11 protein-coding genes are annotated in these 11802 nt (G+C 47.2%); 5 read left to right on the top strand and 6 right to left on the bottom strand.

All coding sequences use genetic code 11. The features are described 5' to 3' along the window. Positions 1–24: 24 nt before the first annotated feature. The 6 genes from RIF36_RS02150 to RIF36_RS02125 all read right to left on the bottom strand — a co-directional run bounded on the left by RIF36_RS02150 (position 25) and on the right by RIF36_RS02125 (position 6742). Positions 25–1338: a putative oxidoreductase C-terminal domain-containing protein gene (locus RIF36_RS02150; RefSeq protein ID WP_350126832.1), complete on the bottom strand. Its 1314-nt coding sequence runs from the start codon at positions 1336–1338 to the stop codon at positions 25–27. A 76-nt stretch (positions 1339–1414) separates the two neighbouring features. Next, positions 1415–2791 carry a Gfo/Idh/MocA family protein gene (locus tag RIF36_RS02145; protein ID WP_350126835.1) on the bottom strand — a complete coding sequence of 459 codons (1377 nt, stop codon included), beginning with the start codon at positions 2789–2791 and terminating at the stop codon, positions 1415–1417. A gap of 29 nt (positions 2792–2820) precedes the next feature. Beyond that, positions 2821–3795, bottom strand: coding sequence for a DUF6807 domain-containing protein (locus tag RIF36_RS02140; protein ID WP_350126838.1), 975 nt, complete (start codon positions 3793–3795; stop codon positions 2821–2823). A 198-nt stretch (positions 3796–3993) separates the two neighbouring features. Next, a complete protein-coding gene (locus RIF36_RS02135; protein WP_350126841.1) occupies positions 3994–5196 on the bottom strand; it encodes a LamG-like jellyroll fold domain-containing protein in 1203 nt (400 codons plus the stop codon). Between the two features lie 268 nt (positions 5197–5464). Continuing rightward, positions 5465–6019, bottom strand: coding sequence for a cob(I)yrinic acid a,c-diamide adenosyltransferase (locus RIF36_RS02130; protein ID WP_350126844.1), 555 nt, complete (start codon positions 6017–6019; stop codon positions 5465–5467). A 6-nt stretch (positions 6020–6025) separates the two neighbouring features. After that, the gene (locus RIF36_RS02125) at positions 6026–6742 is read right to left on the bottom strand and encodes an ABC transporter ATP-binding protein (RefSeq protein WP_350076648.1); all 717 of its coding nucleotides are present in this window, start codon (positions 6740–6742) and stop codon (positions 6026–6028) included. A gap of 301 nt (positions 6743–7043) precedes the next feature. Between RIF36_RS02125 and RIF36_RS02120 the strand changes: the two genes are divergently transcribed. The 5 genes from RIF36_RS02120 to RIF36_RS02100 all read left to right on the top strand — a co-directional run bounded on the left by RIF36_RS02120 (position 7044) and on the right by RIF36_RS02100 (position 11709). Beyond that, the gene (locus tag RIF36_RS02120) at positions 7044–8429 is read left to right on the top strand and encodes a M28 family peptidase (RefSeq protein ID WP_350126847.1); all 1386 of its coding nucleotides are present in this window, start codon (positions 7044–7046) and stop codon (positions 8427–8429) included. 21 nt (positions 8430–8450) lie between these two features. Further along, the gene (bla, locus tag RIF36_RS02115; RefSeq protein ID WP_350126850.1) at positions 8451–9191 is read left to right on the top strand and encodes a subclass B1 metallo-beta-lactamase; all 741 of its coding nucleotides are present in this window, start codon (positions 8451–8453) and stop codon (positions 9189–9191) included. A 50-nt stretch (positions 9192–9241) separates the two neighbouring features. Further along, the gene (speB, locus tag RIF36_RS02110) at positions 9242–10021 is read left to right on the top strand and encodes an agmatinase (protein ID WP_350126853.1); all 780 of its coding nucleotides are present in this window, start codon (positions 9242–9244) and stop codon (positions 10019–10021) included. An 84-nt stretch (positions 10022–10105) separates the two neighbouring features. After that, on the top strand, positions 10106–10444 hold the full coding sequence (locus RIF36_RS02105) for a YciI family protein (protein ID WP_350076634.1): 339 nt from the start codon (positions 10106–10108) through the stop codon (positions 10442–10444). Next, the gene (locus tag RIF36_RS02100) at positions 10444–11709 is read left to right on the top strand and encodes an RNA polymerase sigma factor (protein ID WP_350126856.1); all 1266 of its coding nucleotides are present in this window, start codon (positions 10444–10446) and stop codon (positions 11707–11709) included. The genes RIF36_RS02105 and RIF36_RS02100 overlap by 1 nt, the downstream gene beginning before the upstream one ends. The last annotated feature ends 93 nt before the right edge of the window (positions 11710–11802 follow it).

Below are 11802 nucleotides of genomic sequence, written 5' to 3'. Positions count from 1 at the left end.
CCGTAATTCAACAATGCTACAACATCACTTAGTCGTGGCCATTTCCAATGCTTTGATATTCGTGAAGTACTTCACCTTCATGAATGCCTTTTCCCACTCAGGCATGCTCCCGGCCTGGTAGTACTCCAAAAACTTTTCGGTTACCTGGCCAAAGTGTGCCTCATGACCATTGTGGTAAGAATCGGGGATATCGACAATGTACTCTCCTCCCTCCTGCTTTGTCAATCCGATGCCCGGGTATTTCGCCTGCAACATTTCGTTGATCGCCTTGGCCAATGCCTCGTCCTGGTCGCCTAGCAGTTTCACGTACAACGTGGCCCGGTAGTTTTCGTCCGCTCCCTGACGGATCATCAGGTTGGCCCTGGTGCCCCGCATCATGCTGTAGTGTGTATCGGCTGATCCCTCTGGTGCCTGATAGTTCCAAATCACACTTACTTTGGCGTGTTTGCCACGTAGGGTGTAGTTCATTTCACCATTGCTCAGCACTTCCAGCTTGCCGTCTTTGATGTATTCGCCAAGGAACGCTGGAAATTCTGTAGCACCCGTCACACCTTTAAAGTCATCGAGCGTAAGCACAGTAGGCCACAGCTTTGCCGACATCATATTGACATCTGTGGTATCGAGTATTTGTTCGGGGAAGGTTTCCCACTGCACCAGGTCTACCAGGTGAGTGGTAACGTCCACGATGCCAGTTCCTTCTACCTTCACATCAAAAAACCAGTCGGGCCTCACTAAAGGCTTGCCAGATACATATTTAAAGAAGTGATGCACACTTTCCTTAGTAATGGCTGGGTTGTCCGGCGTGCCATCTTCCAGCTCACCAAACACTTCAGGCATCATAGAAAGCTGACGCTGCAAAATGGTAGTAATTTCAAACCTCTCGGTCATGATATCATACAGCAGCAAGTTCTTTTCTTCTGCCACCTGAAAAGCCTTGAGCAACTTGGCATAACCCGCCTTGTCTACCACCAGCGGCTTGTCGGCATATACGTTGATGTCGTTTTCAATGGCCTTCAGCACATAGTCCACTTTATGGTCATTCTTACCCGCCACCACCATCACGTTACCTGGCTTTTTAGTGATCATTTGCTGAAGAAAATCAGACCCTTTAGTCACTTCAAGCTTCCATCCCGTAGGGCTCTCCGCCCGGGTATTGTAGCCATTGATTCGGGCAAGGTAGTCGGTCAGCTCCGGGCCGTCTGGCGCAAATACGTAAATAGTGGAGTCCACCACCGGATACATCGACTTGTGGATAAGACCGGCGTGAAAATGCCCTGGCTCCAGTGTCATAATCCTGATTTTTCCGTCGTCGGTAGATTCTTCCGTGCTCTCTTTCATCGTTCCTGATTGGCAGCCTGCAAGAAAAAGGGCTGCGAGAGCCCCTGAAAATAGTTGATTGAGTTTCATTTATACTTTATCCTTTCATTTTAACATTATCGGTTCCGTAGGGCGCTCTTTGCGGCCTGCTTAAGTAAGTATTGGCCTCGTCGTCGTTGACAAAGCGCTCTGTTTTGGAATCCCACTCCAGCCTTCTGCCAATTTTCATGGCTATGTGACTTGTCAGACACACGGAACAGGCCTTATGCCCCATTTCTACGGGAGATATGGGCTCCTTGCCAGACTTGATGCATTCCAACCAGTTGCCATGATGCTCCTCGCTTTCATACAAATGAATCTCACCCGGTTCAATCACGGATTGCAGAATCTTAGGGTCAGAAGCATCTAACGCCTTAGCGCTATTCTCAGCTGCAACCGGATCCGAAGCAGAAGCCACATAGTCACCCCTCGACACCCAAATCCAGCCATCAGTTCCTTCGTAGCGGATGCCATTCGGGTAGCCACCTGATGTAAATACGTTGATGCCATTGTCGTACTCCTGCTTCACCATGAAGTCGCCGTGTACATTCCAAAGGCCAGACCTTGGGAACTCGGCCACGGCCTCAATGAATCTTGGTCCAGTGTATTCTGTATCCATACCCCAGGCAGCTGAATCGTAATGGTGCTGACCCCAGCCAGTGATCATGCCGGCTCCATACTGCTCACAACGCAACCAGCCCGGACGGTCGTAGCCTTCTACCGGATGCACACCGATTTCGGTGTAAGGAACCTCTGGTGTAGAGCCAAGCCAAGCATCGTAGTTCAACTGCTTTGGCACGGGCATCGCTGGCGCTTCAGGACCTGCCGGGTCACCAGGCAGACCAATTCTTACGGTGTGCAGCTTGCCTATTCTCCCGTTGCGAACAAGCTCCGCAGCCACTTTGAACTGCTTCATAGAGCGCTGTTGAGTGCCCATTTGAAAGGTCACATTGGATTTTTTCACCAAATCAGCCAGTTGGCGGCCCTCCTGGATTGTGAGCGACGTCGGCTTTTGGAGATAAACGTGCTTACCAGCCAATACAGCCTCCATGGCAGGCTGAGAATGCCAGTGGTCAGGTGTACTTATAATGACAGCGTCTATGTCCTTGTTCAAAAGCATTTCCTTGTAATCGCCGTACTGTTTCACATCGACGTAAGGCTTACCCATTTTTTCTGTATAGAACTTTTCAACGTGCTCCTTCCCCTCCTTCATGCGCTTGCTGTCGAGATCTGACACAGCGACGAACCGAGCTACGTCGTGCTGCCAGGTGCCAGGCATGTCGTGCCCTCGGGCAATACGACCGCAGCCAATCTGGCCAATATTGATTTTGTTGCTTGGCGCATCTTTTCCGAAAACGGAAGAAGGCACTATGGTTGGGAAACCCAGCACGCTCGTTGCCAAGGCTGTGTTTCGGACAAATTCTCTTCTTTTCATAGGTGTATAAGTAGTCTAAGGGTAAGTATTTATAGTTTCTTAGCGAATGCCTCCCAGTACTGCTCTGCCTCCTCATCAGTCAGCGTACCGTCAAACACCACCATTCTGTATTTCAAAGTGTATTTCTTTCCAGGCTCAATCTCCCAGGGCTCATACCTGATGGGGCAAAATTCTATATAGACATTTTCTTTTCCTCCGTTAGCATCCACTGGCCACACCCGCATTGGTTCGGGGTGAGCCCTGTTTTCCGGGTAGCTAAGAAATAGTATACCACTTTTTCCTTCCTTTGCTCCAGAAACTCCATGTACCATTACCCACTTCCCCCCTGTTCCATCAGCGTTGGTTCTATTGTACCCTTCTGACGTAAGAATCGTACTGTTACCCTGATTCCAGACCTCAGTAGCACGATAGCCAATGCCACCTCCATAGCGGTAGGCTTCCAACATAATAGTTGTTGACAGTGGTGTGGAAATGGTCGTTGTGTAGTCGACCAGGTACCTTCCTTTGTCTGCGCTTTGTACCCGGATGCCTAAATCCTCCTCAATAGCGACTTGAGGTCCGTTTGGCGCCAGCAGGTCAGTGTGGTTCTGTCGAACTACTACTTCAGCAATATTCCCTTTAGATGTCTGTGAGATTATATGATCAAAATCAACCCTACCTTTTCCATCGCCCAAGTTCCAGAAGTCCACTTCCCTGCCTTTTACCTTGGTCTTCGTCCATGGGCCCCAAATGCCCAGGTGATGGTAATGGTCGGGTGGTTGAATGCGGGTAAGTACCTCGCCAGAAGGTGACTTGAGCGGGTGGATAAAGCCAGATTTGCGAAACTCCTTCTTCACTCCTTCCGGCACAGTGAGCGTGGCCGTTTGGTAGGTAAGCACCTCCTTTCCCCTTAACAGAAAATCAATACCTGTGGTCGTCTCTTTTATGCTTACTTTCTGTGCCTCAGCGCATGCAAAAAGGCCAAATAAAGCAGCAAGGGACAGAAGAGTCTTCTCCAGCGTCATCCTAAATTCAGTATCAGAGGTTGAGATCAATGAAGATACTAAATTTTCCCACAGGTTTGTCCCGGTACAATTTTTTTACATCAGCGGAAGCGGATCAACAGTAGTTGCCACTGTGGCAAAAATCAATTAACAAGTATTTGTGCTAGTAGGCAAAACTTGTTCGAAGAAGATTAGCGGCTAAAGGCCTCTTGCGTGGCTCTAAGGAGTGAAAGTCGACTCATTTTGTTCGAAGAGCTGCAGGATTTCACTCTCCGAAAGCGCACGATTATAAATTGTCACATCGTCGATATCTCCCGAGAAAAAGTCGCCTCCAATTGACTTCCCTATAAAAACTTCCTGGTCTCTGTCGACGATCGATTCTCCTATCCATTCTTTGGAAATCATCTTCTTCCCATTCCAAAAGGTGGTAAATGTCTTGAGATCATAAGTAAATGCTAGGTGTTGCCACCCTTCCATATAGGTACTCATGGGGCTTTCAGCCAACACATATTTCTGTTCTCCTAATTTGATAAAGACTGCGCCAGAAAACACTTTATTTCTCAAAGAAATACGATAAGCATCATGAGTAACTATCCCCCCAGGCGTATCATCATTCGCTCTTACCCAAACAGAAACTGTTATTCCTTTAGAAATCTTAAACAGCTCATCTCTATAATATATAGCTTGATTTGTCCCATTGAAACCCCTCGCCTTGTCGGGGGTTTCGAATCGATCCGGCACTTTAGAATTAGAGGAGTTTGATTGAATGCCATTAACTATGGAATTGACATTTGCGCCAAAGGGTGCAAAAAAAACCAATCCTTCGGTGGAGATACCAACCTCCTCGACAACGGAAATTTCTTGAGTGCTGACAGTTTGATGGTCACCTACCGAAACTGACACTTTACCTGATACTGTACTGTTAGGTATTTTCACAAGCATCAACTCTGTATCGGAATAGAAAGGATCGGCAGAAGTTTGAAAATTAAATTTTACGAGGTTGTCAGAATTAGTTTTGCTAAAATGTCTCCCAAGAATAGACAATGTATCTCCTCGCCTCAGAGTTGTAGGAGACATCATGGAAATTGAAGGGGTAAATGTGAATAAAGGCCCTGCAATTTTGGTTACTCCAACATTGATACTTACCTCACCTGTTTCCGCTCCTTCTGGTGTCACTACTCTAACTTCATCTACTTCCGATGAAATGATTTTGGCCCTAACCCCTCCAAAAAGAACATCATAGCTTATTAATACCTCCTCAAAATCTTTAAGAAAAACTGACACAGTGTCCCCCGTTTCTCCAAATTCCGGCTCCAAAGACAAAATTTCGGGAACTAGCTCTGGCACTTCTGCTTCTTTCGCACACCCGACTACCATCAAGACAACACACAAAAATTTAAGTACACTCTGAGTTTTAAACATCGCAACCTATTATATTAAAATAAGGTCTAAAATATATAAATTTGGCAATAAACAGGCCACTATTGATACTAATTTAATGATAAAAAAGCACCCATATCAAAATAGTTGTAATGAGAAATAAAAATTGGAAAGGAAAAAATGGTGAATATTAGACGAATATTTTTCTAAACTACTCAACGTCAGAAATATATGGATCAGCCCTAAGGTAGGCCTTCCGGCATCTCGCCCAACGATTGCAAACGGGAAGAGCAACAAGCAAGAAGCGTTCTTATTTGATGGCCCTCGGCTTCCACGGAGTTTCCTCCACTCCCAGCTCCTGCGCCATCATTCGGCAGAGTACAAATAGGTAGTCGGAAAGGCGGTTAAGAAACTGGACAATACTTTCTTCCACAGCCTGTTGTTCTTGCAATCCAATAACCAATCGTTCGGCCCTGCGGCAAACACAGCGAGCGATGTGACCATGCGAAACCGAAGGATGGCCACCTGGCAGAATGAAGTTTTTCATCGGAGGCAGCAAGGCATCCATTTCATCCATGGCGGCCTCCAGCCTGCTTATCAATGTTTCATCAACCTGTGGAACAGGGAATTTGGTACTTCCCGCCTCCATAGCCAGGTGAGAACCGATGGTAAAAAGTTGCTCCTGTATCTCAATAAAAAAAGGAATTCGGCCTTTGTTAACTTCCTGATCCCTCAGCAGCCCGATATAAGAATTGAGTTCATCAACAGTACCGTAAGTCTCGATCCGAAGATGCGCTTTCGATACCCTCGTACCACCCAAAAGAGAGGTGGTTCCTTTATCGCCTGTTTTGGTATAGATTTTCATTCGATATCAGACTGGCTCTGACACATGGCGGGTAATGTTCTTATTTTGAGTATCAGATTCAATCAAACCGTCCCTTAACCGTATCACTCTATGTGCATAAGTGGCAATATCTTCTTCGTGTGTCACCATAATGATGGTGTTGCCTTTGTCGTGCAGCTCCTGAAAAAGCTCCATGATGCTGTAAGAGGTCTTCGTGTCGAGGTTACCGGTAGGCTCATCCGCCAGAATAATCGAAGGGTTATTAACAAGCGCTCTCGCAATAGCGACTCTCTGGCGCTGCCCACCAGATAGCTCGTTGGGCTTGTGCTTGGCCCTTTCAGCAAGTCCCACACCCGCCAGCGCTGCCATGGCTTGCTCTTCCCTGTCTTCACGATTCATACCTGCATAAATAAGTGGAAGGGCCACATTCTCAAGAGACGACTGCCTCGGAAGCAGGTTGAAAGTCTGGAAAACGAATCCGATCTCTTTGTTCCTGATTTCCGCCAGTTCATTTTCGGTAAGGTCGCTAACGTCATGATTATTGAGGATGTATTGGCCACCGGATGGCGTATCAAGACACCCCACTATGTTCATCAATGTAGATTTTCCTGAACCTGACGGCCCCATAAATGCCACATATTCACCCCTATTGATGTCGATGGTAATGGACTTAAGAGCGTGGATAGTTTCGCTGCCCATTACATACTTTTTGGCAACTTCTTTGGTTTGAATGACTGCACTCATGAACAAAAGGGGTTAGGAAATTTTAATATACAATAATACCTCGAACGATTGGAAAATACACAACGAATCTTTTAGTCGATACTTTTTAATTTACCAATGGTTTCATACTCACGTTAAACCTTAACGACGAACACTACCCTATTTGTTTACTTTCCTGCCAATGAATTACAGTATTGGTCTGTATTTTTTTCAGTCTCACCACTATATTGCGATCTCTTGTCTGGTTGCGACTAACCGTCGGCCATAGCAATACCCTCACTGATCGGGCAAATCCGAAAACATTGAAAACAAAATACCGAATATGAAACACGTCGCTCTCCTACTTTTCTCCTGTCTGTTCATTAGCAGTTTGCAGGCCCAAAAAGTAAAAACTGACGAACAGGATGTCGAAATGCTTCGCAAAATCTACGACGAAGCACTTGCCAGAGGCGAGTCTTATCAAATGCTGGACTTTCTTACCGGCCAAATCGGCGCCAGGCTCGCAGGTTCACCAGGGGCTGCAGCCGCAGTAGACTGGAGCAAAGAAACCATGGAGAGCTTTGAGTTTGACAATGTGTTTCTGCAAGAGGTGATGGTTCCTCACTGGGTAAGAGGCCAAAAAGAAATTGGTAAGATTGTTAACTCTAAAATGGGCTCCGTTGAGGTAAACGTGGTGGCGCTGGGCAACTCAGTCGGCTCCGGGCCTAATGGGGTGGCCGGAAAAATAGTTGAGGTGCAAAACTTTGACGAGCTGGCCGCTCTTGGCGAAGCCGGTGTAAGAGGCAAAATCGTCTTTTTCAACCGCCGGATGGATCCTACATTGATCGAAACGTTCGAAGCTTACGGCGGCGCAGGCAACCAAAGAGGTGCAGGGCCATCTGAAGCTGCTAAATATGGAGCAAAAGGTGCGGTTGTTCGCTCGCTAACCAATGCACTGGACGACCACCCGCACACTGGCAGCACCAACTACACGCCTAATCTTTACAAGCTGCCAGCGGTGGCCATCAGCACCAACGATGCCGACAAGCTGAGCAGGATGCTGAAGGACGATCCTGAGCTTGAGTTTTACTACGAGACACATTCCCAAATGCTCCCAGACAAGCTGTCTCACAATGTTGTGGGTGAGCTAAAAGGAAGCAGCAAAGCCGACGAGTACATCGTTGTTGGTGGCCACCTCGACTCATGGGATCTTTCCGAAGGAGCCCACGACGATGGCACAGGCTGTGTGCAATCTATCGAGGTACTGCGGATTCTGAAGGCCATTGGCTACAAGCCAAAAAGAACCCTGAGAGCGGTGATGTTCATGAACGAAGAAAATGGCCTTAGGGGAGGGCGGAAATATGCCGATTTGGCTGCCGAAAATAAAGAGAAACACATTGCCGCCATGGAATCGGACCGTGGTGGCTTCAAACCGCTTGGGTTTACTTTTACTGCTGAAGACAAGCAGGTAGAGCGCATCAAAGGCTGGGCGCCATTGTTTGTGCCTTATCAAATTTACAAGTTTGACACCGGAGGTGGTGGCGCCGACATCAGCCCACTGGCAACGCAAGGTGTGCCCATGATTGGCTTCTACCCCGACCCGCAACGCTACTTCGACTACCACCATACGGCGATTGATACGTTCGACAAAGTGAGCCGGAGAGAGCTGGAGTTGGGCGCTGCCACCATGGCGGCTTTAACCTATTTGATTGATAAGTACGGGCTTTAAGAAATTACTTATTTGAGATTTATGATGACGGATTATTTGGCTGGAAGAATCAAGAAGTTTCTCCCTCTCATGGCAATATTGTTCTGTTTCGGAACTGCCAATGCACAGTTTCAAATCGAGGTGAAAAAGCACAGTAATTCGATTTACATTTATGAGTCATACGGTGCCTACCAGGGTGGTAAGGTCGGTGCCAATGCCGTCATCTTTGTGGGCAAAGACAGCGTGGTTGTCATTGACACGCCCTGGGACGACGACCAAACCATTCAGCTCCTTGACTGGATTGACAGAGAAATTAAAAAGCCTGTCGCCAGCTTTGTTGTCACGCATTTTCACGATGACCGTATAGGTGGCATTGATATCCTAAAGCAGAGAGGTATTCCGGCCGTAAGTTCGGAGCTAACGGCCAAACTGGCCGTAGAAAATGGTATTGTTAAGCCAGACGTCCTCTTTAAAAACGACACCACCATCGCCCTGGCAGGAGGCAAAATTGAGGTTTTCTATCCGGGAGCTGGTCACAGCCCTGACAACGTGGTTGTTTACTTCCCTTCGGAAAAACTCCTGTATGGCGGATGCTTTTTAAAGGATGCTTCAACTACTTCACTTGGCAACCTGGGAGATGCAGACGTAGCCGCCTGGCCTGTGAGTCTCGAAAAAATGAAAAAACGTTTCCCCAAACCAAAGATGGTCATTCCGGGCCATGGCGGACTGGAGCCGGGGGCTATTGAGAATACGGCGACGCTGTTAAAACAACAATCTAAGTAGTAATCGTCTTAGATTTAAGCGGCCTTAACAAGCCAATTAAAATAGTGCATATGAGCGTTATCAACCTACTCGGCATCCCATTCGACGCCAATTCCTCTTTCATGAGAGGGCCGGCACAAGCCCCTCCCCTCATTCGCAAAGCCCTTCACTCCGACTCCTCCAACTATTACAATGAAGGAGGTCAGAACGTATCGGATCTTATCAACGACCGTGGGGACATTCCGGCAGTAGTTCCTTATCAGGGCCTGCAAAAAGAGCTGTCAAAAGTATACACCCATGGCGACAAATGGATCTTCCTCGGTGGCGATCATTCTGTCACCTACCCTATCCTGCAAGTGGTAGCTTCACACCACCCCAAGCTCTCCATACTTCACCTCGATGCCCATTCCGATCTTTACGATGAGCTCGATGGCAACCGCCTATCCCATGCCTGTCCATTTGCAAGAATCATGGAGGATGGCCTGGCACAAAGTCTCACACAGGTTGGCATCCGGACGCTTAACAAGCACCAAAAAGAGCAGGCAGAAAAATTCATTGTCGATATCATTCCAATGAATAAATGGACAGATGACTTAACGGTCAACCTAGAAGGGCCTGTGTACCTGAGCCTGGATATTGACGTGCTTGACCCAGCCTTTGCTCCGGGCATTTCTCATTATGAGCCGGGCGGTGCCACCACCCGACAGGTAATTGATTTCATCCAGCGCCACAAGCACCTGAACATCGTTGCCGCCGACATTGTAGAATACAACCCCGTTAGAGATGTGAACGATATGACAGCATTTGTAGCTGCCAAATTTTTGAAGGAGCTGGTCGGCATAATGTCCTAGTCTCAAAAAGAAAATTCGTGAGATAGTTGTCCAAAAAAGCATGACCACCTTGTCTACAGGAGAAAAACACTTAAATTTTACCTTATGAAAAAGTTTTTGATCCTGATTAGGGAAGACCTTGCAGCAATGAACGAAATGACTCCAGCACAGATGGAAGCTGATATTTCTGAATATGTTAAATGGAAAGAAGGTCTCGAGAAAGAGAACCGTCATGTGATGAGTGACCCTCTGGAAGGCTCTGGAGCCATGGTCTACAAAAATAAAGTTGAAACCGATGGGCCCTTCATTGAATCGAAGGAAGCCATCAGTGGCTTTTTCGTTTTCCTCGCAAAGGACATAGACGAAGCGATCAGTATTGCCAAGACCTGCCCTATTTTCAAATACGAAGGACTCGTGGAGCTAAGGCCCATCATGGACTTTTGATGCAACAAGAACAGGCCCCTTATCATTTTGAAACACAAAAGCTGGTCAGCCATCTTTACCGGCAGTGGTACGGTAAGATGGTGACCTCCCTGGCCCGGTACTTTGGGCTTCAGCAGCTCGAGCTGGCCGAAGACATCGTGCAGGAGGCCTTTGAGTCGGCCATCAATCATTGGGAACAAAAGGGCATACCTGATCAGCCAGTAAACTGGCTCTTTAAAGTGTGTAAAAACAAGGCGATCAATGCCCTGAGAAAAAAGCGTTTTGAACCACTGCCAGCTGAGTCTTTTCTCAATACCGGGGAGGAAATCAAGCTTGAGGCGCTTTTCCTCGATAACGAAATTGAAGACAGTCAGCTACGGATGATTGTAGCTTGCTGCCATCCCTCCTTTTCTATCAAGAACCAGCTCATTTTTGTGCTGCGGCATGTGGCCGGGTTAACAGTCCGGCAAATTGCCCGTGGCCTGGTTATGACTGAAGAGGCCGTGGCCAAATCTATTGTTCGCTCAAAACAATTGATCCTTGAAAAGAACCTCTCCTTTCCCGATCCGAACTATTCAAAGGTGATGGAAAAACTGGACGAGGTGCATTTAATCATCTACTTGCTATTCAACGAAGGATATTCTTCCACCGATAATGATTCCATCATTAGGGAGGAGTTGTGCTTTGAAGCGATTAGACTGATCAAACTGGTGACAGACAAAGAAAAGCTGAAAACAGCAGATTCATTGGCCTTGTTTTCGTTGCTTCTTCTCCATGCCGCCAGGTTTCCGGCCAGAGAGGATATTGAAAAGAAACTAATTGATCTTGAAAGTCAGGATCGGCGACTTTGGGATCAAGAGATGATAGCCCTGGGCCAGCAGTATTTCAGGGAATCTATTCAGGAAAAAAACTACAGCAAATACCAGGTGGAAGCTGCCATTGCCTACGAACATGCGCAGGCTCCCTCCTTTGAAGAGACCGATTGGGCAAGCATTTGCGAACTATACGAATACCTTTTGCGCAGCGATCCCAGCGCAACTATCCAACTGAATTGGCTGATCGCCATCTTCTATAGCCAGGGCCCATTGTTTGCTTATGAAAAGCTCCATGAGTTGGATGCCAAAGGCAGCCTGGTGCAAAACCAATACTATTTCTCTCTGCTGGGTAAAATATACATGGCCATGGACGATACTACGCTGGCGGCTAGCTGCTTTCGCCAGGCCATCGAGCTAACCACCAGCCTGCCTGAGAAAAAGTATATCGAAAGGCTTCTTGCAACGCTTTGATTGGTCGGCGTACATCAGCGACCTCAACTGTCCGCCAGCGAACAACTATTTTCTATATCAGTATTTCATCACTTTCTTTAAGCATTGATATTC

This window comes from Imperialibacter sp. (assembly GCF_040222815.1).
Classification (GTDB): Bacteria; Bacteroidota; Bacteroidia; order Cytophagales; family Cyclobacteriaceae; genus Imperialibacter.
This window is presented reverse-complemented; position numbering and strand designations above follow the sequence as displayed.